The organism is Lactobacillus sp., from assembly GCF_051893255.1.
Classification (GTDB): Bacteria; Bacillota; Bacilli; order Lactobacillales; family Lactobacillaceae; genus Lactobacillus.
The window spans coordinates 1-23,729 of record NZ_JBJFHB010000079.1; the positions used below are offsets into that span (position 1 = coordinate 1).

At 50.8% G+C, this 23,729-nt stretch carries 19 protein-coding genes; 18 read left to right on the plus strand and 1 reads right to left on the minus strand.

The genetic code is table 11. The features are described from left to right. Positions 1-5: 5 nt before the first annotated feature. Positions 6-1,937, minus strand: coding sequence for an ABC transporter ATP-binding protein (locus tag ACI4WN_RS07495; protein ID WP_439777653.1), 1,932 nt, complete (start codon positions 1,935-1,937; stop codon positions 6-8). Between the two features lie 214 nt (positions 1,938-2,151). On the opposite strand from ACI4WN_RS07495, the gene ACI4WN_RS07500 reads away from it, so the two are divergent. The 18 genes from ACI4WN_RS07500 (at position 2,152) to trxA (ending at position 23,688) form a co-directional block, all read left to right on the plus strand. After that, the gene (locus tag ACI4WN_RS07500) at positions 2,152-2,817 is read left to right on the plus strand and encodes a redox-sensing transcriptional repressor Rex (RefSeq protein WP_439777654.1); all 666 of its coding nucleotides are present in this window, start codon (positions 2,152-2,154) and stop codon (positions 2,815-2,817) included. A gap of 217 nt (positions 2,818-3,034) precedes the next feature. Next, entirely contained in the window at positions 3,035-3,319 is a 285-nt protein-coding gene (groES, locus tag ACI4WN_RS07505; protein ID WP_008462788.1) for a co-chaperone GroES, read from the plus strand. Between the two features lie 22 nt (positions 3,320-3,341). After that, positions 3,342-4,961 carry a chaperonin GroEL gene (groL, locus tag ACI4WN_RS07510; protein WP_439777655.1) on the plus strand — a complete coding sequence of 540 codons (1,620 nt, stop codon included), beginning with the start codon at positions 3,342-3,344 and terminating at the stop codon, positions 4,959-4,961. Between the two features lie 138 nt (positions 4,962-5,099). Further along, on the plus strand, positions 5,100-7,673 hold the full coding sequence (mutS, locus tag ACI4WN_RS07515; RefSeq protein ID WP_439777656.1) for a DNA mismatch repair protein MutS: 2,574 nt from the start codon (positions 5,100-5,102) through the stop codon (positions 7,671-7,673). Between the two features lies 1 nt (position 7,674). Next, entirely contained in the window at positions 7,675-9,630 is a 1,956-nt protein-coding gene (gene mutL / locus ACI4WN_RS07520) for a DNA mismatch repair endonuclease MutL (protein WP_439777657.1), read from the plus strand. A 38-nt stretch (positions 9,631-9,668) separates the two neighbouring features. Then, positions 9,669-10,262: a Holliday junction branch migration protein RuvA gene (gene ruvA, locus ACI4WN_RS07525; protein ID WP_439777658.1), complete on the plus strand. Its 594-nt coding sequence runs from the start codon at positions 9,669-9,671 to the stop codon at positions 10,260-10,262. 33 nt (positions 10,263-10,295) lie between these two features. Continuing rightward, positions 10,296-11,306, plus strand: coding sequence for a Holliday junction branch migration DNA helicase RuvB (ruvB, locus tag ACI4WN_RS07530; RefSeq protein ID WP_008462799.1), 1,011 nt, complete (start codon positions 10,296-10,298; stop codon positions 11,304-11,306). 81 nt (positions 11,307-11,387) lie between these two features. Next, the gene (yajC, locus tag ACI4WN_RS07535; RefSeq protein WP_439777659.1) at positions 11,388-11,810 is read left to right on the plus strand and encodes a preprotein translocase subunit YajC; all 423 of its coding nucleotides are present in this window, start codon (positions 11,388-11,390) and stop codon (positions 11,808-11,810) included. A 101-nt stretch (positions 11,811-11,911) separates the two neighbouring features. Further along, positions 11,912-13,360 (plus strand): glucose-6-phosphate dehydrogenase, encoded by a 1,449-nt coding sequence (gene zwf, locus ACI4WN_RS07540; protein WP_439777660.1) that lies wholly within the window; start codon positions 11,912-11,914, stop codon positions 13,358-13,360. Further along, positions 13,360-14,478, plus strand: coding sequence for a DNA polymerase IV (gene dinB / locus ACI4WN_RS07545; protein WP_439777661.1), 1,119 nt, complete (start codon positions 13,360-13,362; stop codon positions 14,476-14,478). The genes zwf and dinB overlap by 1 nt, the downstream gene beginning before the upstream one ends. Positions 14,479-14,534: 56 nt before the next feature. Then, complete coding sequence (locus tag ACI4WN_RS07550) at positions 14,535-15,494, plus strand: DHH family phosphoesterase (RefSeq protein ID WP_439777662.1); 960 nt, start codon at positions 14,535-14,537, stop codon at positions 15,492-15,494. After that, positions 15,487-16,848, plus strand: coding sequence for a DEAD/DEAH box helicase (locus ACI4WN_RS07555; protein ID WP_439777663.1), 1,362 nt, complete (start codon positions 15,487-15,489; stop codon positions 16,846-16,848). The genes ACI4WN_RS07550 and ACI4WN_RS07555 overlap by 8 nt, the downstream gene beginning before the upstream one ends. A 232-nt stretch (positions 16,849-17,080) precedes the next feature. Then, positions 17,081-19,714, plus strand: coding sequence for an alanine--tRNA ligase (gene alaS / locus ACI4WN_RS07560; RefSeq protein WP_439777664.1), 2,634 nt, complete (start codon positions 17,081-17,083; stop codon positions 19,712-19,714). An 82-nt stretch (positions 19,715-19,796) separates the two neighbouring features. Then, positions 19,797-20,054: an IreB family regulatory phosphoprotein gene (locus ACI4WN_RS07565; protein ID WP_008463175.1), complete on the plus strand. Its 258-nt coding sequence runs from the start codon at positions 19,797-19,799 to the stop codon at positions 20,052-20,054. Next, positions 20,054-20,482, plus strand: coding sequence for a Holliday junction resolvase RuvX (gene ruvX / locus ACI4WN_RS07570; RefSeq protein ID WP_439777665.1), 429 nt, complete (start codon positions 20,054-20,056; stop codon positions 20,480-20,482). The genes ACI4WN_RS07565 and ruvX overlap by 1 nt, the downstream gene beginning before the upstream one ends. A gap of 4 nt (positions 20,483-20,486) precedes the next feature. After that, positions 20,487-20,810, plus strand: coding sequence for a DUF1292 domain-containing protein (locus ACI4WN_RS07575; protein WP_008463180.1), 324 nt, complete (start codon positions 20,487-20,489; stop codon positions 20,808-20,810). Positions 20,811-20,899: 89 nt separating this feature from the next. Further along, entirely contained in the window at positions 20,900-23,263 is a 2,364-nt protein-coding gene (locus tag ACI4WN_RS07580; protein ID WP_439777667.1) for an endonuclease MutS2, read from the plus strand. 113 nt (positions 23,264-23,376) lie between these two features. Further along, positions 23,377-23,688 carry a thioredoxin gene (trxA, locus tag ACI4WN_RS07585; RefSeq protein WP_439777666.1) on the plus strand — a complete coding sequence of 104 codons (312 nt, stop codon included), beginning with the start codon at positions 23,377-23,379 and terminating at the stop codon, positions 23,686-23,688. Positions 23,689-23,729 lie beyond the last annotated feature (41 nt).

Consider the following 23,729-nt stretch of genomic DNA (forward strand, 5'->3'; position numbering starts at 1 on the left):
TTTGCTTATTCAAATTCTTCTAGGGCCAAGGAGTAGTCTTCCCAGTCTTGGCTTAATTGGGCAATCTTTTCCTGCACCGCTGTAAGCTCTTCTTGCAGTGGCCCTAACTTGCTGAAGTCAGCGGCAATGGCTGGATCAGCCATTTGCTCTTGGAGGTCAGCTTCTTGCTGTTCCAGCTTGGCAATGTCTTTTTCCGCTTGCTCAACCTGTCTTTGCAGCTTCCGCTTTTCGGAATCGCGCTTTTTCTGCTCTTGGTAAGACAGCTTGCTTTCGCTGACATTTTTGGCAGGAGCAAGATCACTATTTGCTTCTTGACTAGCAGCCATATTTTCAGCAGCTGCTTCTTTAGCCTTTTCGTTCAGGTAGTAGGAGTAGTTGCCTTCGTAGATCTTGGCACGGCCATCTTTGGCCACCACGATCTTGTTGGCCAGTTCGTTAATAAAGTAACGGTCGTGGGAAACGAAGAGCAGGGTACCGTCATAGTCATCCAGCGCCTTTTCCAAAACTTCCTTGGCTTCAATGTCCAAGTGGTTGGTTGGTTCGTCCATCAAGAGGAAGTTGTCGTGCTCCATGGCTAATACCGTCAGCGTCAAGCGGGCTCTTTGCCCGCCGGACAATTGGCTGACCTTCTTGTCGATGTCCTTGGCGGTAAAGAGGAAGCTGGCTAAAATGGAGCGAATGTCTTTTTCATTCATCTCCTTGTGCCGGTCCCAGATGGTGTCGATGACGGTCTTAGAGTAGTCTAGCCCTTGCAGCTCCTGGTCATAGTAGCCAATGTCTAGACTAGCGCCGTATTTGATGGCGCCGGCCTTAACTGGCAGCTGCTTCATGACCGTCTTTAACAGGGTGGACTTGCCGATCCCGTTGTCGCCGATAATGGCCACCCGGTCGCCCTTGTTGACCTGGAAGGAGATGTCTTTCAGCATGGTCTTGTCAGGGTAGCCGACAGCCAGGTCCCTCAAGATCAAGACTTCCTTGCCTGATGGCCGCTCGCTGTTAAAAGCAATCCGGACCTTGGAGTCGTGTTTAGGCGGATCGATCAGCTCCATTTTTTCTAAGGCCTTGCGGCGGCTTTGGGCCTGCTTGGTCGTAGAAGCGCGCACGATGTTCTTTTGGATGAACTCTTCTTCTTTCTTGATCTCGGCTTGCTGCTTTTCATAAGTGGCTTCCAGCTGCCGGTCGCGGAGCTCGCGCTCAGCTACGTACTGGCTGTAGTTGCCCTTGAAGATGGTCAAGGTGCCGTGGTTCAGTTCAAAAATCTGCGTAGCCAAGTGATCCAAGAAGTACTGGTCGTGGGAAACCGTGACGATAGCGCCTTGGTAGTTCTTTAAAAAAGTTTCCAGCCAGTCCAAAGTCGACAGGTCCAGGTAGTTGGTTGGTTCGTCCAAGAGAAGGAGAGGGGGCTTTTTTAAGAGCAATTTGACAAAGCTGAGACGGGTCTTTTCCCCGCCTGACAAGCTGGCAATCTGCTTGGTCCAGGTGCTTTCCGGGAAATTAAAGCCGTTCAGCATGCTTTTGACGTCAGCTTGGTAGGTATAGCCACCATCTTGCTCAAAGGCGTACTGGGCCTGGTCCAGCTTCTTTAAGAGCTCTTCGTCTTCTGGGTGATCAGCCACCGCATATTGCAGCCGTTCAACCTGCTTGCCCCGTTCAATCAGCTGGTCAAAAACCGTCAGCATTTCGTCCCAGATGGACTTCGTTTCGTCAAAGTCATGCTCCTGGGCGATGTAGCCCAGGTCAATGCCCTTGTTGACGGTAAAAGCCCCATTGGTTGGCTCTTGCTTGCCAGTCATGATCTTGAGCAGGGTGGTCTTGCCGACCCCATTTGGGCCCACTAAGCCAATCCGGGCATTATTTTCAATTGAAAAGTTAACATTGCTAAATAGTGGAGCAGCGCCGAACCGCTGCTCTAAGTCGTGTCCTTGTGCTATTATCATAATTTTCACCTTGCAATATTGTACCATGTAACGGCGCCTGAATCGGTTATTTCTGTTTAAAAATGAAATTTTTTGCTTGTGAAGCTGGTAAATGTAAAGGGCTTTTAAGCAAATATTGTGAAAATTGTGCTTGCCAAATGACGGCAATAATGGGTATTATATATAGATGATTGATTACGATTTCACATTCACAAATTAGAGTTGGAGGCTTCTTATGAATAGTAAGATTAAGATCCCCAAGGCTACCGCTAAAAGACTGCCCTTGTATTATCGATACTTGCTGCTGCTAAATGATGAAGGCAAAGACAAGGTCTCATCTACGGAACTTGCTGAGGCTGTCCAAGTCGACAGTGCGTCCATTCGCCGCGACTTTTCATACTTTGGTGCCTTAGGCAAGCGGGGGTATGGTTATGACGTCAAAAATTTGCTGGGCTTTTTCAAGAAGATCTTGAATCAAGATACCTTGACTAACGTAGCTTTGGTCGGTGTCGGGAACTTAGGTCATGCTTTGTTAAACTACAACTTCAAGCGCAGCAACAACATCCGGATTTCCTGTGCTTTTGACATTAACCCGGAAATTACCGGCAGGATCACCCAAGGGGTGCCCGTTTACTCCATGGATGAAATGAAGCAGCAGATTTCTGACCAGCAGATCCGGATTGCCATCTTGACCGTGCCGCAGGCAACGGCCCAAAAGACGGCTGACGAGATGATTGAAGCGGGGATCAAGGGGATCATGAACTTTACCCCGATCCGTCTGTCTGCGCCAAACGGCGTCCGCATCCAAAACGTGGACCTGGCAACGGAATTGCAGACTTTGATTTACTTCTTGGATTCCGACCAATTGGCCGAGCAAAAAGATGATGACAAGAAAGAATAACAGTATTTGGTACAATATCTGGTACAATATTTTTCTAGTAAAGAAAAAATGTTGATAAATCGCCATTTCTAGCACTTTTTAGCACTCGGTGTTAAAAAGTGCTATTTTTCTCTTGCCTTTTTGGCAAAAAAGGATTATATTCATAGTTGTAAGTTAGCACTTGATCAATAAGAGTGCTAAGCAAATAATTTGACTATTAATTTCAGGAGGGAATAACGTGTTACAACCAATTGGAGATCGCGTGATCGTTGAAGTTAAAGAAGCTGAAGAACAAACCGTTGGTGGCATCGTACTTGCTTCCAACGCTAAGGAAAAGCCAACCCAAGGCAAGGTCGTTGCCGTTGGCGCTGGTCTTTACGCTGAAGATGGCAGCAAGCTTCCTATGACCGTCCAAGAGGGCGATGAAGTATTATACGATAAGTATTCTGGCACCAAGGTGAAGTACGAAGGCAAGGAATACTTAGTCCTTCATGAAAAAGACATTTTGGCAATCGTTAAGTAATTTAAGGAGTGCAGGTTAAAAAATGGCAAAAGACATTAAGTTTTCAGAAGACGCAAGACGTTCCCTTTTACGGGGTGTAGACAAGCTGGCTAACACGGTTAAGACGACCTTGGGGCCAAAGGGCAGAAACGTTGTTTTGGAACAAGCTTACGGCAACCCAACCATTACTAACGACGGTGTAACCATTGCCAAGGCAATTGAACTGGAAAACCACTACGAAAACATGGGTGCCAAGCTGGTTGCTGAAGCTGCTTCAAAGACCAACGACATCGCCGGTGATGGTACCACTACTGCAACTGTTTTGACTCAAGCCATCGTTCAAGAAGGCATGAAGAACGTTGTTGCTGGCGCTAACCCTGTAGGCATCCGCCGCGGGATTGAAAAGGCTACTGACGCTGCTGTTGAAGCTTTGCACAAGAACAGCCACGAAGTTTCCAGCCGGGACCAAATCGCCCAGGTTGCTTCAATTTCCAGTGCTTCAAAGGAAATCGGTGACTTGATCGCTGAAGCCATGGAAAAAGTTGGCAACGACGGCGTAATTACCATTGAAGACTCACGTGGGATCGAAACTGAACTGAGCGTTGTTGAAGGGATGCAATTCGACCGCGGCTACCTGTCACAATACATGGTAACTGACAACGACAAGATGGAAGCCGACTTGGACAACCCATACATCTTGATCACTGACAAGAAGATCTCAAACATCCAAGACATCTTGCCACTGCTTCAAGAAATCGTGCAACAAGGCCGCGCACTCTTGATCATCGCTGACGACGTTTCAGGTGAAGCTTTGCCAACTCTGGTCTTGAACAAGATCCGTGGTACCTTCAACGTAGTTGCCGTTAAGGCTCCAGGCTTTGGCGACCGCCGCAAGGAACAACTTGCTGACATCGCTGCCTTGACTGGTGGTACGGTGATTTCTGAAGACCTTGGCCTTGAATTAAAGGACACCCAACTCAGCCAACTTGGTCAAGCTCGCCGCGTAACCATCACCAAGGACTCAACTACCATCGTTGATGGCTCAGGCTCAAAGGAAGCTATCCAAGAACGCGTTGACACCATCAGAAAGCAAATCGAAGACACCACTTCTGACTTTGACAAGAAGAAGCTGCAAGAACGTCTTGCTAAGCTCACTGGCGGCGTTGCTGTGATCCACGTTGGTGCAGCTACTGAAACTGAACTCAAGGAACGCCGCTACCGCGTAGAAGACGCCTTGAACGCTACCCGTGCAGCCGTTGACGAAGGCTACGTAGCTGGTGGTGGTACTGCCTTGGTTAACGTAGAAGATGCTGTTAAGGCTGTTAAGGGCGACACTGCTGATGAACAAACTGGGATCAACATCGTTGCTCGCGCTTTGACTGCTCCAGTTCGTCAAATCGCTGAAAACGCTGGTCAAGAAGGCTCAGTTGTCGTTGACCATTTGCGCAAGGTTGACCCAGAAGTCGGCTACAATGCTGCTGAAGACAAGTACGTCAACATGATTGACGAAGGGATCATCGACCCAACCAAGGTTACCCGTTCAGCTTTGCAAAACGCTGCTTCAATCGCCGGTTTGCTCCTTACTACTGAAGCTGTTGTCGCAGAAATTCCTGAAGAAAAGAAGGACGCTGCTGCTCCAGCTGGTCAAGGCGGCATGATGTAAAAAGCCTAATCCAAACACAGAAGAATTACTAAAAAAGCTTAGCCAATGGCTAAGCTTTTTTCTTGCCTGTGTCAATCGTCAAGGAATTGCGGGAAATGCTGTATAATAAAAGACAGTACTAAAAGTGAGGGAAGTTTTATGCCAAAAGAAGCCACAACGCCAATGATGCAGCAGTATTACCAAATTAAGAGCGAATACCCGGATGCCTTTCTCTTTTACCGGGTAGGGGACTTTTATGAGCTTTATGAAGATGACGCCATTAAAGGGGCCCAGATCCTGGAGCTCACCTTAACCCACCGGTCCAACAAGTCGGCAAACCCCATCCCGATGGCGGGCGTGCCCCACATGGCGGTTGATTCTTACATCAACACCTTGGTAGAAAAAGGCTACAAGGTGGCGATTTGTGAGCAATTAGAGGACCCCAAAAAGGCTAAGGGGATGGTCAAGCGGGGGATCATTCAGTTAGTGACGCCCGGCACCAAGATGGCTCAAGGGCCTGAAGAAGGGCAAGAGAGCAACTATCTGACTTCTGTTGCTGGCGGCCGGGGTGGCTATGGCTTAGCTTACAGCGACCTGTCGACGGGGGAAGTTTTTGCCACGACTGTGCCGAATTTTGACGAGGTGGTTAACGAGCTCTTGTCACTGCGAACCAAAGAAGTAGTCTTTGACGGGGAAATGCCGGCTGATGAGCGGGAAACCTTGGAAAAGGCTAACATCACCATCTCGCAGCCAGCTGAGTTGGCCGGCCAGCATGCTGAAATTTCATACGTTGAGCAGCTCCTGTCCAGCCCTTTGGAGAAAAAGGCGACCCGGCAATTGGTCGTTTATCTGCTGTCAACGCAAAAAAGAAGCCTAGCCCACCTGCAGGTGGCTGAAAGCTACGAGGTTGGGCAGTATTTGCAAATGTCCAACACCGTCCAAAGGAATTTGGAACTAACCCAGTCAGCGACAACTGGCAAAAAGCAAGGCTCACTTTTCTGGGTCTTGGACAAGACCCACACGGCCATGGGGGGACGCCTGCTTAAGCAGTGGCTGAGCCGCCCGCTTTTATCTAAAGAAAAAATCCTGGCCCGGCAAGAAATGGTGCAAGCCCTAATCGACAACTACTTCACCCGGGAAAATGTGGTGGATGCCTTAAAGGGCGTCTACGACCTGGAGCGGCTCAGCGGGCGGATTGCTTTTGGCAATGTCAATCCAAGGGAACTCTTGCAGCTGTCACGCTCCTTAAATGCGGTTGGCCCGATTTTGGATGCCTTAAAAGAGTCTGGTGATCCAAATTTAATGGCCTATGCCGCAGACATTGACCCCCAAGAAGCAGTCGCTGCCGACATCCAAAAGACCATCGTGGATGATCCGCCAATGTCGACTAAAGACGGCAACATCATCAGAGAAGGCGTTGATAAGGACTTAGACAAGTACCGCGGCGCCATGAACGGCGGCAAGCAATGGCTGGCCCAGATGGAAGTCTCTGAGCGGCAAAAAACCGGGATCGACAACCTGAAGATCGGCTACAACCGAGTCTTTGGCTACTTCATCCAGGTCAGCAAGGGCAATGTTTCCAAGGTGCCGCAAGACCGCTACATGCGCAAGCAAACCTTGACTAACGCCGAGCGCTACATTACGCCGGAATTAAAAGAGCACGAAAATCTGATTCTGGAGGCAGAATCCAAGTCAACGGAATTAGAGCATGACATTTTTACCAAACTAAGAGACCGGATCAAAGAGCACATTCCAGAACTCCAAAAATTGGGCAGACAATTGGCAGCCCTCGATGTTTTAGTCGCCTTTGCTGAAGATGCCGAAGAAAAAAACTATTGCCGGCCCACTTTTGCCAAAAAACAAGAAATCGACATTAAAAATGGCCGCCACCCAGTGGTAGAAGCGGTGCTGGAAGCAGGTTCTTACATCCCTAACGATTTGACCATGGACGAAGACACCAGCATCTACCTGATCACGGGGCCTAACATGTCCGGGAAGAGTACCTACATGCGGCAGATGGCCTTGATCGCGATTATGGCCCAGGTGGGATCTTTTGTGCCCGCCGAATCAGCGACTCTGCCAATTTTTGACCAGATCTTTACTCGGATCGGGGCAGCTGACGACCTTTATTCTGGCAAGAGTACCTTCATGGTGGAAATGAGTGAGGCTAACGACGCTTTGCAGCGAGCTTCCAGCCGGTCCTTGATCCTCTTTGACGAAATCGGCAGAGGGACGGCCACTTATGATGGGATGGCCTTAGCCGGCGCCATTATCAAGTACCTGCATGACAAGGTCGGGGCTAAGACCCTTTTTGCCACCCACTACCACGAATTAACGGAACTGGAGCAGACTCTGCCGCATCTAAAGAACATCCACGTCGGGGCCACCCAGGAAAATGGCAAGCTGATCTTTTTGCACAAGATCCTGCCAGGGCCTGCCGACCAATCCTACGGGATTCACGTGGCTAAATTGGCCGGTTTGCCAAGAGAAGTCTTAAGAGAAGCTTCCAAGATGCTGAAGCGGCTGGAAGCAGAAGGGGCCAGCGAAATCAACCCCGTCAGCCAGCAGCTGGATTTGTTTGCCCCGGCACCGATTGCAGAACCTGAGCCTGATCCAGACCAAGAAGCTAAAGATGACCTTCTAGACGAGATCAGCCAGACCAACTTGAACGAGATGACGCCGCTAGAAGTTATGCAACTGGTCAGCGATTGGCAAAAGAGACTGGAAGACTAAGATGGCAGAAATTCATGAACTATCAGAAAATCTAACCAACCAGATTGCCGCCGGGGAAGTTATTGAGCGGCCAGCCAGCGTGGTCAAGGAGCTGGTGGAAAATGCGATTGACGCTGAAGCCACCCGGATCCGGGTGGAAGTCTTGAAATCGGGTCTAACCCAGATTTCCGTTCAAGACAACGGGATCGGGATTGCCCCGGACCAAATCGACCTGGCCTTCATGCGCCATGCTACCAGCAAGATCAAGAATGAGCGTGATTTGTTTAATATCGCGACCTTGGGCTTTCGCGGCGAAGCCTTGGCGTCGATTGCGGCGGTTTCTCATGCAGAAATCCTAACCTCGGTTGACGGCCAGATTGGGACCAAAGCCGGCTTTAGCGGCGGGATCAAGAACTTTCAAGAAGATGCGGGCAGCCCGAAAGGGACCAAGATTACGGTCCGGGATCTTTTTTACAATACGCCTGCCCGGCTCAAGTATTTGAAGAGTCCCAAGACAGAGCTGCTAAAAATCGTCGATATCGTGGACCGGATCGCCCTGGGCCACCCAGAAATCAGTTTGACCCTGGCTAGCGACGGCAAGGTCCTCTTGAGAACGCCGGGCAACGGCAACTTGAAGCAGGACGTAGCCAACATCTACGGCCGCAAGGTAGCAGAAGAAATGGTGACGGTGGAAAGCGAGGACCCAGACTTTACCCTGTATGGGCTAATTTCTCAGCCGGACCTCACCCGGTCAAACCGCAATTTTATTTCGATTTTGCTTAACGGCCGCTATATCAAGAACTACCAGCTGGCTACGGCCTTGATGGATGGCTATGGCACTCAGCTGGCCGGGAAGAAGTACCCGATTGCCGTTTTGGCCATCGAAGCCGATCCCCTGTTAGTCGACGTCAACGTCCACCCGACTAAAGAAGAAGTTCGCTTGTCGAAAGAAAAAGAGCTGAGCCGGCTAATTACGGGGGCGGTCAGCCAGGCTTTGCTAGGGCAAGAGGAAGCGGAATCGGGTTCGAGTCCTCTTTTTAAGCTGACCCCTTATAAAAACAAGACCGAAATGGACCAGCTGGAATTCAACCTGGGGAAAAACGTGGTGGATTCTAAGCGGCCAGACGGCTTTTCCTTGCCAGAAGTCAGCGAAGCTGAACCAAAGGTAAAAGAAGAGGCAAAAAGCAAACAAGCAGAATCGGCTTTTGAAGCTAAACCGAATGTAGAAGAAAAAGGCGCAGTTAGAGACTACGTTGATTTAAACCAGGTTAGAGAAGACGACCAGTATGTCTTAACCAAGACCTGGGATCAAAACGTCCTGGACCAGGCGCAGTTTCCACCATTTGCTGGCGAAGACCAAGCTGTGGGCAATGAATTAATTGCGCCAGCTGACCGGGCGCTAGCTGCAAATTTGCCAGAACTGACCCTCTTGGGGCAGACCAAGGCTTATTTAGTGGCCAGCCATAAAGAAGACCTCTACCTGCTGGATCAGGTTGCCGTCAGAAGACGGCTGGAATATGACAAGATCGTCTCCAGCATCCAAAAAGCGGAGAACTACCAGCAAGGGCTTTTAGAGCCCATGGTCTTTGATTTTGGGCCATATGACTATGAAAAGCTGAAGGACCAGCTGCCTAAGCTGAAAAAGCTGGGCTTAATCTTAGAGGATTTTGGGCAAAACGCGCTCCTCATGCGGTCTTACCCAACCTGGATCAAGGGCGATCCTAGCAGCGAAATTAGAGAGCTGCTGGACCAATTTTTAAACGCCCGCAAGTTAGACGAGGGCAAGATGGTCAGCTTTTTGGCGGCCAAAGCAGCGGAAATGGCCGTGCCCCGGCGGATTAACTTGTCCGGCAGCGAGGCTAGTCAGCTGCTTAGAGACATCGCCAAGGCTAGCGACCCTTACCGGGATGCCAGCGGCCAGGTGGCCATCGTCCGCCTGAGTCAAACGGACCTAGGCAAGCTGTTTAAGAAGAACTAGAAATTAAAAAAGGATAACGGAGGAAGTCTTAGTTAGCTATGTATGAATATTTTGAAGGGACCATCGCCTACGTCACCCCGGCCTATGTCGTCATCGACGTGGGCGGCGTTGGCTACCGGATCTTGACGCCCACTCCTTATGCCTACCATGAAGGGGAAAAGGCCAAGATCTACATTGAGCAGGTCGTGCGGGAAAATGGCATCACTTTGTACGGCTTTAAGAGCCGGCAAGACAAGGGCCTGTTTAACAAGCTCAACCAGGTGTCTGGCATTGGCCCTAAGTCCGCTTTGGCCATCATGGCGGCCGAAGATAACGGTGCTTTAGCCAGTGCCATTGAAAGCGGGGAAGTCAACTACTTGACCCGCTTCCCTGGCATCGGCAAAAAGACCGCATCCCAAATCGTCTTGGACCTGCGGGGCAAGATGGGCAACTATGTGGCAGAAAACCTCTTTAGCGAAGAAGAGCCAAAGGCCGGCTTGTCTCAAGACCTGCAAGACGCCTTGGCAGCTTTGGCGGCTCTAGGCTACACTCAAAGGGAAATCGACCGGATCACGCCCAAGATGGAGAAATTGCCAGAAATGTCGGCTGACCAATACATCCGCAAGGGCTTGGGCTTTTTGCTGAAAAAGTAAATTTAAGTAAGAACGATAAACTAGGTGAAATCGATGCAAGATGAACACGTAACCAGCGCTGAAGCCGGAGCGGGCGAAGAAGCGACTGAATTGTCCCTTCGCCCCCAAACCCTCAGCCAGTATATCGGCCAAGGGCACGTCAAGCGCGACATGGAAGTTTATATCCAAGCCGCCAAAAAGCGGGGCGAAGCCTTAGACCACGTTTTGCTCTACGGCCCGCCAGGCCTTGGTAAAACGACCCTGGCCTTTGTCATTGCCAATGAATTAGGCGTTAATTTAAAAAGTACCAGTGGTCCGGCCATTGAAAGAGCCGGGGACCTGGTGGCCCTTCTTACCGACCTTGACCCAGGCGACGTCCTCTTTATCGACGAAATCCACCGCTTGGCCAAGCCGGTTGAGGAAGTCCTGTATTCTGCCATGGAAGACTACTATATCGACATCGTGGTGGGCGAAGGCCAAGCTACGCACGCCGTCCACCTGCCGCTGCCGCCTTTTACCCTGATTGGGGCAACGACCTTGGCTGGGCAATTGTCAGCGCCTTTGCGCGACCGCTTTGGCATTGTCGAACATATGCAGTACTACGAGCTTGAAGACCTAGAAGAGATCGTCTTGCGGTCCAGCCGGGTATTCCACACCGAAATTTCTGAAGATGCCGCCTTAGAACTAGCTCGCCGGTCCCGGGGGACCCCGCGGGTGGCCAACCGACTCTTAAAGCGGGTTCGGGACTTTGCCGAAGTCAAGGGCGAAAGCGAGATCTCTTTTGAAACGACGGCTGCCGCCTTGCGTCAGCTGCAAGTTGATGATGCCGGGCTTGACCAAACCGACCGCAAGCTCTTAAGGACCATGATCATGAGCTATGGCGGCGGACCCGTTGGCATTAGGACTCTAGCCTCCAATATCGGCGAAGACCGGGAAACGATCGAGTCTTTATATGAGCCATATCTCCTGCAAAAAGGCTTCATCGTTATGACGCCAAGAGGGCGGGTCGTTACCGAAAAAGCCTACCGGCAACTGGGCTTGCCTTTGCCTAGCGATGAAGCATAGCCAAAAGGCGCCTCTTGAAGTATAATGTTCTTTACAGTCTAACTTTAATAGCGAATAAGATAATTTTACGAGGTGGAAAATTTGAATACTTTTGTATTAGCAACTAGTAACGGCTCCGGCAGTAGCATCATGATGATCGTGATGCTGGCAGTACTTTTCGGCTTTACCTACTTCACCATGATCAAGCCGCAAAAGAAGCAGCAGCAAGAACGTCAAGACATGATGAGCAAGCTGCAAAAGGGCGACAGCGTAGAAATGGTTGACGGCTTGCGCGGCAAGATCGACTCCATCAACGACGCTGACAAGACGGTCGTTTTGGACGCTGATGGCATCTACTTGACCTTCTCTCGTTTGGCCGTAAGAACGGTTTTGAAGAAGGCTGATGCTGCTGAAGCAAGCGAAGCTCCAGTTAAAGAAGAAGCCGCAGAAGCAACTAGCGAAGCTAAGGAAGCTGCAGCTCCAGCTGATAAGGCTGATGCTGACAGCGCTGAAGACAAGCAGTAAGACGATTAAAAGTACCCAAAATAATTTGGGTGCTTTTTATTTTGTCTTAGCTTATAACTTGCTAAAATAGAAGTAGTTGTAAGTTTTTTGAGGTGCAAATCATGAATAATATTCCAGCAGTAATGATCATTTTTGGCGGCAGCGGCGACTTGGCCCACCGCAAGATTTACCCGGCCTTGTTCAACCTCTACCGGCAGGGGCTGATCCAAGACAACTTTGCCGTGATCGGTACGGCTAGACGGCCTTGGTCACACGACTACCTCCGCGAAGTCGTGTCAACCGCCGTTCACGAGTTCTTTGGCGAAGTCAATGAAGACGACCTGGCCGCCTTTGCCAGCCACTTTTACTACCAGTCCCACGACGTCACTAGCGTTGACCACTACAAGACTTTGAAAAAATTGGCCAGCGACTTGGACGAAAAGTACGCCTGCCAGGGCAACCGCATCTTCTACTTGGCCATGGCCCCAAGCTTCTTTGGCACCATTGCTGAGCACATTGCCGACCAGCACCTGACCGGGACCGGCTTTAACCGCTTGGTTGTGGAAAAGCCTTTTGGCACGGACTTAGCCAGTGCGCAGGTTTTGAACAAGCAGATCCGGTCATCTTTTAACGAAGAGCAAGTCTTCCGGATCGATCACTACCTGGGCAAGGAAATGGTCCAAAACATCCTGCCTTTGCGCTTTGCCAATCCCATGATCAAGGCCTTGTGGACCAAGGACCATATCAAAAACATCCAGGTAACCTTGGCTGAGCGCCTGGGCGTAGAAGCGCGGGGCGGCTACTATGACCAATCAGGCGCCATGCGGGACATGGTGCAAAACCACATCTTCCAAATTATTACCTTGCTGGCCATGCCAGAACCATCTCGCTTGACAGACCAGGAAATCCACGTGGCTAAAGAGGCGCTGCTGGACTCGCTGGTTATCCCAGATGAAGCCGCCGTTGCCCGGGACTTTGTCCGCGGCCAATATGCCGGAACGGAAACGACTTTTGAATACGTCAAAGAGCCAAACGTGGATCCAGACTCTAATACCGAAACCTTCGTGGCTGGGCATGCTGAGTTTAAGCGTGGACCTTTAGCCGGCGTGCCAATTTACTTCCGTACTGGCAAGGAAATGCGGGAAAAGAAGACCCGGATCGACGTCGTCTTCAAGGGTCAGCGCAGCATCTACGGGCAAGTAGCCGACAACACCCTGACCATTGAAGTCGATCCAACCGACCAAATCTACTTCCACTTAAACGGCAAGACCATCCAAGGCGGGGACCTGCGCAAGGAAAAGATCTACTACCGCTTTAGCGATGATGAGCAAGCCAAGGTGCCAGATGGCTACGAGCGCTTGATCCGGGACGTTTTTGTCAACGACTCCACCAACTTTACCCGCTGGAATGAACTGAGACAATACTGGAAGTTCGTTGACGCCGTTGAAGCTGCTTGGCAAAAGCAAAATGAAGCAGGCGTTAAGCCAGTTAAGTATCCGCCATACCTTTTAGGGCCAGCTGAAAGCAAGCAAGTCTTCCAAGACCCAAGCGATTCCTGGATTTATAAATAATGGCTGACCAGGACTTTTTGCCGCAAAATGACTTCTCTCGGCGGATCATTCACCTGGACATGGACTCTTTTTATGCATCTGTCGAAATGCGGGACAACCCGGCCTTAGCTGAAAAAGCGGTCGTGATTGCTCAAAATCCGCTTGAGCACGGCGGCCACGGGGTAGTGGCAACGGCTAACTACCGGGCTAGAAAATACGGCGTGGGGTCAGCCATGGCGGCCATTGAAGCCGTAAGACGGATCCCACCAGATGAACTAGTCTTTATCCCGCCTGATTTTGCCAAGTACCACCGGGTGTCTGACCAGGTCCACCAAATCATGCACCGGGTAACCGACCAGGTGCAAAGCGTGGCGCTAGATGAAGCTTACCTCGACGTGACCAAGAGCAAAATGCCGGACAAAAGTCCTCTGGAATTAGCCAGCTACATGCAGGAATGCATTTTTAAAGAACTTCATTTGACCTCGTCTTTTGGGGTCAGCTACAATAAATTTTTGGCCAAAATGGGATCAGAATATGCTAAGCCTTTTGGCCGGACCTACATTAGCCCCGAAGACGCGCCAGCCTTTTTAGACCGGCAGGACATCAAAGAGTTTCCCGGCATTGGCAAAAAGACCCAGGCTAAGCTGAGAGAACTTGGCGTCAATACCGGCAAGGACTTGAAAGACTTTGGCTTAGACCAGCTTCTGGCTACTTTTAAAAAGGCGGGCTACTATATGGCTTTGCATGCTTATGGCATCGACTTAAGCCCAGTGGTCTCAAGTAGGGCCCGGAAGTCGCTGGGCATGGAGCGGACCTTTGAGCCAGAAGTCTATTCTTTTGACCAGGCAGAAAACTACCTGCGGAAGTTTTGCCAAAAGGTGGCTCAAGAATTAGCGGCTAAAGGCCTGGTTGCCGGCGTGGTGGTCTTGAAACTCCGAGACCGCAACTTTAAAACCATTACCAGAAGGCAAAAATTGGCCAAGCCCAGCCAGGATCCGGACCTCTTTTACCAGGTGGCCAAAGAGCTTTTAGACAAGGAACCGGAATTTGTCGAAGAGGGGATCCGCCTGCTGGGAGTGTCGGCGGGCGAGCTAGAAGCCGGCCGCTACCAAGAAATCAATCTCTTTGAAGATAGCTAAAAAAGGCATTTTTTGTTACAATAGAAGGTCGAACTAGCGGCAGAAAGGAAAAGCGCATGAATACTTTTGATGAAATTTTTGACAAGATCAAGCAATACCCAACTATTATCCTCCACCGGCACACTAACCCAGACCCTGACGCCATTGGCTCTCAAGCGGGCTTAGCCAAGTCCTTAAGACTGGCTTTCCCTGACAAGAAGATCCTCTGCACCGGGGAAAATGACGTGGGCGATCTGTCTTGGATCAACCAGATGGACGAGGTTAAAGACGAAGACTACCAAGGAGCCTTGGTGATCACGACCGACACGGCCAACACCCCGCGGATTTCTGACCAGCGCTACAAGCTGGGCGACTTCTTGATCAAGATTGACCACCACCCAGACATTGACCCATACGCGCCAATGTCTTACGTGGACCCCAAAGCCGCTGCTGCTAGCGAAATCATCGCTGACTTCATCCAAGCTGAAGACCTGCCAATGAACAAGGAAATCGCCCTGGCTCTTTACGCCGGCATCATCGGCGACACCGGCCGCTTCATGTACGACGCGACTAGCGCCCACACCTTTGAAGTGGTTTCTAACTTGTTAAAGACCGGCATCGACATTGCTGAAATCGCTAGAAAAGAAAGCGAAGTAACTTTTGCCCAGGCCAAGCTGCAAAGCATCGCGATCGAAAAGATGCAGCTGGATGAGTCCGGCTCTGTGGCCATCACCGTGATCAGCCAAGATGAGCTGAAGAGCCTAGGCTTGACCCAGCCTGACGCCCACGTGGCTGTTTCTAGCCCTGGCCGGATCAAGGGCATTATTGCCTGGCTGGTCATCGTGGAAAAAGAAGACGGCACTTACCGGGTGCACTACCGGTCAAAGGGACCGCACATCCACAAGCTGGCCGAAGCCCACGATGGGGGCGGCCATGAGCTGGCCTCTGGCGCTAGTGCCAAGGACCAAGCGGAAATTGATCAAATCTTTGCCGAATTAGTGCAAGTAACTAAAGAATACAAGGAAGACCATGAATAACATTTTTACCGATAGCCGCTTAAGAGCAGAAATTCGCTTTGCCCTAGACAAGATTGGCTTTAAAAAGCCAACCCCCGTCCAAGAAAAAGTCATCCCCGTGATGCTGAAGCGGCAAAGCGTTGTCGTGCAGGCTGCCACTGGGAGCGGGAAGACCCACGCTTACTTGGTGCCGGTCTTAAACGACATTGACGTTGACGACAAGTACGTTCAAGCCATCGTGACGGCACCTAGCCGGGAATTGGCTGATCAGCTGTACAAGGTGGCTAGACAGCTGCGGGATGCATCCGGGCTTGGCATTTCCATTGCGCTTTTAGCCGGCGGCCAAGACCGTGACCGGCAAATTGCCAAGTTTGAGCAAAACAAGCCGCAAGTAGTAATTGCCACCCCGGGGCGTTTGCTGGATTTTGCTGACAAAAAGATTCTGACCTTAGACCGGGTTAAGGACTTCGTGATTGACGAAGCCGACATGACTTTGGACCTCGGCTTTTTGGCCGATGTGGACAAGATTGCCTCCCGGATGCCCAAGGACGTGGTCATGTCTGCTTTTTCAGCCACGATTCCCGTGAAGTTGTCCAACTTCTTACGGAAATACATGGAAAAGCCAGAAGAAATCGTGATCGACAACCCGGCAGTCATTGCCCCAACTATCAAAAACGACCTCTTGGACATTGGGAGCAAGGACCGAAAGAAGATCGTCTACCAGCTCCTCACCATGGGTCAGCCATATCTCGCCTTGATTTTTGCCAATACCAAGCAAAAAGTTGACGAATTGGCAGACTACTTGGCTAGCCAAGGCCTCCGCGTCGCCAAGATCCACGGCGGCATCACCGAAAGAGAGCGCAAGCGGACCCTTCGCGAAGTTCGAAACGGCCAGTTCCAATACGTGGTGGCCAGCGACTTAGCGGCCCGCGGGATCGACATCGACGGGGTCAGCCTGGTCATCAACTACGAAATTCCTAAGGACCTGGAATTCATCATCCACCGGATCGGCCGGACTGGCCGCAATGGTCTGCCAGGCCATGCCGTCACCTTGGTTAGAGAAGAAGAGATGAACCGGGTTGGGGCCTTAGAGCACATGGGCGTTCACTTTGACTTTGTTGAAATCAAAGACGGCGCCTTGGTGCCAAGAACCCACTACCGCCGCCGGGACAACCGCACAGCCAAGGCCCGCCAGCTTGACCCCCACATGAAGGGCGTGGTCAAGAAGGTCAAGTCGAAGAGAAAGCCTGGCTACAAGAAGAAGATTAAGCAGGCAATTCAAGAAGACAACCGCAAGAAGCGGAAGATTGAAGCCCGCCACGAAATGCGGCACCAAAAGCGTCTGCGCAAGCGTAAGCGCGAACAAAACCGTTGACATTTTGGCATTTAGTAGTAAAATTATTCTAGTTTAAGACATGTTTTCTAATCACTAGATTCAAAGAGAGAGCCGGCTGGTGAGAAGGCTTATCGCCGATTAGGAAATGCTCCTTAATGGTAAATTTCGAATAATAAAGAGGTAACAAGCATTGTTGCAATCAAGGTGGTACCGCGTCGAAAGCGTCCTTGAACTAGCCAATGCTTGTTTTTTGTTTTTTTAGGAGAATTCGATGAAAAAGTTAAACAGTTCAGAATTTCGGCAAATGTTCCTCGACTTTTTTGCAGAACATGGCCACATGGTAATGCAATCAGCCAGCTTGATTCCAAAGGATGACCCAACTTTGCTTTGGATCAATTCCGGCGTTGCCACCATGAAGAAGTACTTTGACGGCTCTGTCGTACCAAAGAACCGCCGCATTACCAGCTCACAAAAGTCCATCAGAACCAACGACATTGAAAACGTTGGTAAGACTGCCCGCCACCAAACCCTGTTTGAAATGCTGGGCAACTTCTCAGTTGGGGACTACTTCAAGGAAGAAGCGATTCCTTGGGCTTGGGAATTTTTGACCAGTCCGAAGTGGCTGGATCTGGACAAGGACAAGCTTTACGTAACTGTTTACCCAAAGGACACGGAAGCTCACCGCATTTGGCACGAAGTCGTTGGCCTGCCAGAAGACCACATCGTGCAATTAGAAGACAACTTCTGGGACATTGGTGAAGGCCCATGTGGTCCTGACTCAGAAATCTTCTACGACCGCGGCCAAGAAAACAACGACGTTCCTGAAGATGACCCAGAAAATTACCCAGGTGGGGAAAATGCTCGTTACCTGGAAATCTGGAACATCGTCTTCTCAGAATTCAACCACCTGCCAGATGGCAGCTACGTTGAACAGCCACACAAGAACATCGATACTGGGATGGGTCTGGAAAGAGTTTTGTCCATCTTGCAAGATGCTCCAACCAACTTTGAAACTGACCTCTTCTTGCCAATCATTCACGCAACCGAAGACTTAAGCGACGGCAAGAAGTACGGCGCAAACAAGGCTGACGACACTTCCTTCAAGATCATCGCTGACCACATCCGGGCCATTTCCTTTGCTATCGGTGACGGCGCCTTGCCAGGCAACACGGGCCGCGGCTACGTGTTAAGAAGACTCCTTCGCCGGGCGGCCTTGAACGGCAGAAAGCTGGGCATCAAGGACTCCTTCCTCTACAAGCTGGTGCCAGTTGTCGGCGACATCATGAAGAGCCACTACCCAGAAGTTGCTGACCAAGCTGACTTTATCAGCAAGGTCATCAAGAACGAAGAAGAACGCTTTGGCGCAACCCTGGAAGCCGGTTTGACCCTGCTTGACGACTTGATCGACAAGGCTAAGGCCAGCGAAGACAAGACCATCTCTGGTCAAGATGCCTTCAAGATGTTCGACACTTACGGCTTCCCTTACGAATTGACTGTTGAAGCTGCTGAAGACAATGGCTTGAAGGTTGACAAGGCCGGCTTTGACAGCGAAATGGAAGCTCAAAAAGAACGTGCCCGCAAGGCCCGGGGCAAGCTAGAATCCATGGGTTCTCAAGACGAAACTTTGATGGAAATCAAAGACGACTCTACTTTTGACTACGGCGTTTACGAAGAACAAGGCAAGCTGATCGACATCATCGTTGACGACAAGCTGGTTGACAAGGCTGAAGGCGAAAAGGCAACCTTGATCTTTGACCACACCCCATTTTACGCAGAACGCGGTGGCCAAGTAGCCGACAAGGGTGACATTTTTGACCAAGACGGCAACCTGGTAGCCCGGGTTTACGACGTGCAACACGCACCAAACGACCAAAACCTGCACTTTGTGGAAGTTGTTTTGCCTCTAGAAAAAGGCCAAACTTACACTTTGAAGATTGACCGCGCTCGCCGGGAAGGCTTGCGCCACTCTCACTCAGCAACCCACCTTCTGCACGCTGCTTTGCGCCAAGTCTTGGGTGAACACACCCACCAAGCTGGCTCAGTCGTTGAACCAGACTACTTGAGATTCGACTTTACTTCCCTTGACCCAACCACGCCAAGAGAACTGAAGAACGTCGAAAAGATCGTAAACGAAAAGATCTGGGAAGCCATTCAAGTTAAGACCACTGAAACCGACCCAGAAACCGGTAAGAAGATGGGCGCCTTGGCCTTGTTTGACGGCAAGTACACCGACAAGGTCAGAGTGGTCCAAATGGACGACTTCTCCATTGAATTCTGCGGCGGTACCCACTGCGACAACACCAGCCAAATCGGCATCTTCAAGATTATTTCTGAACAAGCCATCGGTGCGGGCGTAAGAAGAATTGAAGCCGTAACCTCTAAGTTAGCTTACGAATACCTGGCCGGCCGCTCAGACATCTTGGACGACATCCAAGCTGCTGTTAAGGCAACCAAGCCTGAAGGCATCAAGAGCAAGGTCGAAAGCCTGCAAAGCGACCTGCGCGCTGCTGAAAAGCAAAACGCTGCTTACGAAGCTCAAATCAACGCGGCTAAGGCCGGGAAGATTTTTGACAACGTGAAGACGGTTGGCGACTTGACGGTGATCGCTACGATCGCTGACGTCAAGGGCATGAACGACCTGCGTGAAATCGCTGACCAATGGAAGAGCGAAGGCAAGTCGGACGTCTTGATCCTGGGCGCTAAGGCAGATGGCAAGGCCAACATGCTGATCCGCTTGGGGCAAAAGGCGCTTGACCAAGGCTTGAAGGCCGGCGACCTCATCAAGAGCGTGGCTGCGATCTTTGGCGGTGGCGGCGGCGGTCGTCCAGAAATGGCACAAGCCGGCGGTAAGAAGCCAGAAGGCCTGCAAGATGCCATCGACGCTGCCGTCAGTCAACTTGACTAAGGCTTTTTTCGGGCGAAATAATTGAGTTATGAGCTCGTTTTAAGTAAAATATTAATTAGCATAAAAAAGAGGGGGAATAATCATGAGTTCGCTTGATAAGACGATGCACTTTGATTTCAACCAAAATAAGGGTAAGAATATTCGCGAAACCTTAGAGGATGTTTACGAAGCCCTGGAAGAAAAGGGCTACAGTCCAATTAACCAAATTGTGGGTTACCTGCTTTCAGGCGACCCAGCTTATATCCCGCGTCATAACGATGCTCGGAACCTGATCTTGAAGCATGAGCGCGATGAAATCATCGAAGAGCTGGTTAAGAGCTACTTGGGCAAGAACAAATAATGCGCCTGATTGGACTGGATGTTGGCTCTAAGACCATCGGGGTTGCCGTCAGCGACCCCTTGGGCATTACCGCTCAGCCGGTAGCCACCATTGAAATCGACGAAGACCGGCACAATTTTGGGATGCGGTCTTTGAAGAAGCTGGTCAGAGAGTACGAGCCAGATGGCTTTGTCTTGGGCCTGCCTAAGAAGATGGACGGGTCAGACGGTGCCTCAGTTGAGAGAAGCCAGGCCATGGCCGACCGGCTGAAGCAAAAGTTTGACTTGCCCGTCTACTTTGACGATGAACGCTTGACGACGGTTGAGTCAGAGCGCATACTAATTGAACAAGCAGGGATGCATGACCGCAGACAGCGCAAGAAGGTCGTTGATCAGATGGCTGCTGTGCTCATTTTGCAGAACTATTTAGATTTACACCGAAAGGATTAACATCATGGCATTTGAAGTTAACGCTAAGGACCAGGACAGACAATTGACCCTGGTTGATGAAGATGGCAATGAAGAATTGTTTGAAGTGCTATTCACTTTCCATTCTGATGACAACGACAAGTCCTACATCCTGCTTTACCCAGCAGCTGTAGATGAAGACGAAGAAATCGAAGTTCAAGCCTTTAGCTACGACGCTGACGAAGATGGCGACGTAACGAGCAGCGACTTGCACGAAATCACTTCTGATGCAGAATGGGACATGGTTCAAGGCGTGCTCAACACCTTCTTAGAAGATGACCGTTTGAGCGGCGATGAATCAGCTGAATAAAAAGAGTGGGTTGCAAAACCCACTTTTTTCTTTTTAATTTATTTTTGTTGCTTTGACTTTTTACTTAAGAAAAATATTCTAGAAAAATGATGAACCAGAAAATTTTAGAAATTCTCGAATATGGCCAAATTACCCAGCGCCTAGCTGAAGAAGCCATTACCGGTCCGGCTAAAAATCAGGCACTGAATTTAGTGCCGGAAACCGATCCAGCCAAGGTCCAGGCCGCCTTGACGGAAACAAAGGCCCTGGCCGACTTGATCCGGGTCAAGGGGCAGCTGCCCTTAACCGACTTTCATGATGTGGCGCCGGCTTTAAAGCGGCTGAAGGTGCACGCTGACTTAAACGCCAAGGAGCTGGGCAATATCCTGCTCATTTTTGCCTTGGCTAAGGAAAGCAGCGACTTTATCGAAGAAGCCGGCGAAGAAAACGCCAACCTGGACTTCTCGGCGATCGACTTTTTGCTAGAGGACCTGGTCCTGCCAGATGACTTATACCGGCGGCTGAAGACGTCACTGACCTATGACGGGGAAGTCCTGGACACGGCGTCAGCGGCTTTGGCGAGCCTGCGCCATGACCGCCTGGCCAATGAGACGGAAATCAAGGAGAAGATGAACGCCTACACCCGGGGCAAGATGAGCCAGTACCTGTCTGAAGCCGTCGTGACCATCCGGGACGACCGTTACGTAATACCGGTCAAGCAGGAATACCGCTATAAGTTCGGCGGGGTGGTCCACGACCAAAGTGCCTCTGGCCAGACCTTGTTTGTTGAACCAGAAGCGGTCTTGGTCTTAAACAACCGGCTGCAGAACCTGCTGGCTGAAGAGCGCCAGGAAATTCACCGCATCCTGCATGAATTGTCGCTGGCAGCGGGCGAAGAGCGGGAGACGATCCAGCTTGTGGCCGGCGCCCTCAGTCAGCTGGACTTTTTGTCAGCTAAGGCTAAATTGGCGAAAAAGATGCAGGCGAGTCAGCCGGCGATTACCACTGACCAGTCGGTCAAGCTGCTAGCGGCCCGCCATCCCCTGATTGACCCGGAAAAAGTCGTGGCTAACGACATTTGCCTGGGCCAGGACTTTGACACGGTCTTGATCACGGGGCCTAATACCGGTGGTAAGACGATCACCCTGAAGACGCTGGGCCTGTTGTCGCTGATGGCCCAGTCCGGCCTCTTTATTCCGGCGGCCGAAGGCAGCCAGGTGGCTATTTTTGACCAGATTTTTGCCGACATCGGCGATGAGCAGTCAATCGAGCAGTCGCTCAGTACTTTTTCATCCCACATCACCGACATTGTGGCCATTATGAAAAAGGTGACAAGCAAGAGCCTGGTCTTGATCGACGAAATCGGCGCTGGGACCGACCCAGAAGAAGGGGCCAGCCTGGCCATTAGCATCTTGGACTTTTTCCGCAAAAAGCAAGCCAAGATCATGGTCACGACTCACTATCCAGAGCTAAAGCTGTATGGCTACAGCCGGGAGCGGACGACCAACGCGTCTATGGAATTCGACATGAAGACCCTGTCGCCGACCTACCGCCTGCAGATGGGGATTCCAGGGCACAGCAATGCTTTTGCCATTGCTAGACGGCTGGGGATGCGGGAAGACGTCGTTTTAGACGCTGAGAAGCTGATGAGCGACGATGATTCTGACATCAACCATATGATCGACGAATTGAACAAGCAGACCAAGCTGGCGACGGAAAACCGGCAAAAGCTGCAGTCTAGCCTGGACCGGGCCAAGAACCTGGAAAAGCAGCTGCGCGACGCCTTGGACATCTACAACCAGCGCGTCCAAAAACAGCTGGACTTCGCCCAAGAGCGGGCTAACGAGATCGTGGCCAAAAAGCGCAAGAAGGCGGACCAGATCATCGCTGACCTGGAAGAGGCCAGAAAGAATGGGGCTAACATTAAGGAAAACCAGCTGATGGACGCTAAGGGCGAATTCAATCAGCTAGCCAAGCAAGAGGCTAACCTGGCTAAGAACAAGGTCCTGCAAAAAGAAAAGAAGCGCCATCACGTAGCGGTGGGCGACAAGGTCAAGGTTTTGTCATATGGGCAAACTGGGACGGTTACCAAGAAGCTGGGTGAGCATGAATACGAAGTAGCGCTTGGCCGGATCAAGCTAAAGGTGAGCGACCGCGACATCGACAAGCTGGCGGCTAATGGCGATGGCCGCGGCAAGGTGCGGGCAACGAGTGCCTCTCGCTCAAGCCGGGCCCGCAGCCAGCTGGATTTGCGCGGGCAGCGCTATGAAGAGGCCATGATCAACCTGGACCGCTACTTTGATACGATTTTGCTGTCGGGCCTGTCGACGGTTACCATCGTTCACGGGATCGGGACGGGCGCCATCCGCCAGGGCGTTCAGCAGTACCTCAAGCGCAACAAGCACGTGAAGTCGTTTGCCTACGCACCAGCCAATGAAGGTGGTACGGGGGCAACGATCGTTACTTTGAAATAGGTGTGAGCATAGCACTTGTAAAAAGTAAGTAGGTTTGGTACACTTAGATCAACAAGTGATCGAGGGATGCTTGTTATTAGTAAGTAGAAAAAATTAAGATACGAGGTACAAAAATGGTAGATGCAATTACCGATGCAAACTTTGAAGAAGAAACCAAGGATGGCGTGGCTTTAGTTGACTTTTGGGCAACTTGGTGTGGCCCTTGCCGCATGCAATCCCCAGTAATCGAAGCCTTGTCAGAAGAACGTCAAGACGTTCACTTCACCAAGATGGACGTTGACGAAAACCCAAACACGCCAAGAAACTTCGGCGTGATGGCAATTCCTACTTTGCTGATCAAGAAGAACGGCCAAGTTGTTGACCGCTTGACTGGCTACACTCCAAAAGAAAAGTTGAACGAAATCTTGGACCAATACACTGACTAAGAGTTAGGTAAGGCGAAGCCGCTTGTGGCTTCGCTTTTTTT

Bases quoted from the DNA above. Each gene is read 5' to 3' on its own strand.
- ACI4WN_RS07495 (WP_439777653.1), bottom strand. From the start codon at position 1,937: ATGATAATAGCACAAGGACACGACTTAGAGCAGCGGTTCGGCGCTGCT.
- ACI4WN_RS07500 (WP_439777654.1), top strand. From the start codon at position 2,152: ATGAATAGTAAGATTAAGATCCCCAAGGCTACCGCTAAAAGACTGCCC.
- groL (WP_439777655.1), top strand. From the start codon at position 3,342: ATGGCAAAAGACATTAAGTTTTCAGAAGACGCAAGACGTTCCCTTTTA.
- mutS (WP_439777656.1), top strand. From the start codon at position 5,100: ATGCCAAAAGAAGCCACAACGCCAATGATGCAGCAGTATTACCAAATT.
- mutL (WP_439777657.1), top strand. From the start codon at position 7,675: ATGGCAGAAATTCATGAACTATCAGAAAATCTAACCAACCAGATTGCC.
- ruvA (WP_439777658.1), top strand. From the start codon at position 9,669: ATGTATGAATATTTTGAAGGGACCATCGCCTACGTCACCCCGGCCTAT.
- ruvB (WP_008462799.1), top strand. From the start codon at position 10,296: ATGCAAGATGAACACGTAACCAGCGCTGAAGCCGGAGCGGGCGAAGAA.
- zwf (WP_439777660.1), top strand. From the start codon at position 11,912: ATGAATAATATTCCAGCAGTAATGATCATTTTTGGCGGCAGCGGCGAC.
- dinB (WP_439777661.1), top strand. From the start codon at position 13,360: ATGGCTGACCAGGACTTTTTGCCGCAAAATGACTTCTCTCGGCGGATC.
- ACI4WN_RS07550 (WP_439777662.1), top strand. From the start codon at position 14,535: ATGAATACTTTTGATGAAATTTTTGACAAGATCAAGCAATACCCAACT.
- ACI4WN_RS07555 (WP_439777663.1), top strand. From the start codon at position 15,487: ATGAATAACATTTTTACCGATAGCCGCTTAAGAGCAGAAATTCGCTTT.
- alaS (WP_439777664.1), top strand. From the start codon at position 17,081: ATGAAAAAGTTAAACAGTTCAGAATTTCGGCAAATGTTCCTCGACTTT.
- ACI4WN_RS07565 (WP_008463175.1), top strand. From the start codon at position 19,797: ATGAGTTCGCTTGATAAGACGATGCACTTTGATTTCAACCAAAATAAG.
- ruvX (WP_439777665.1), top strand. From the start codon at position 20,054: ATGCGCCTGATTGGACTGGATGTTGGCTCTAAGACCATCGGGGTTGCC.
- ACI4WN_RS07575 (WP_008463180.1), top strand. From the start codon at position 20,487: ATGGCATTTGAAGTTAACGCTAAGGACCAGGACAGACAATTGACCCTG.
- ACI4WN_RS07580 (WP_439777667.1), top strand. From the start codon at position 20,900: ATGAACCAGAAAATTTTAGAAATTCTCGAATATGGCCAAATTACCCAG.
- trxA (WP_439777666.1), top strand. From the start codon at position 23,377: ATGGTAGATGCAATTACCGATGCAAACTTTGAAGAAGAAACCAAGGAT.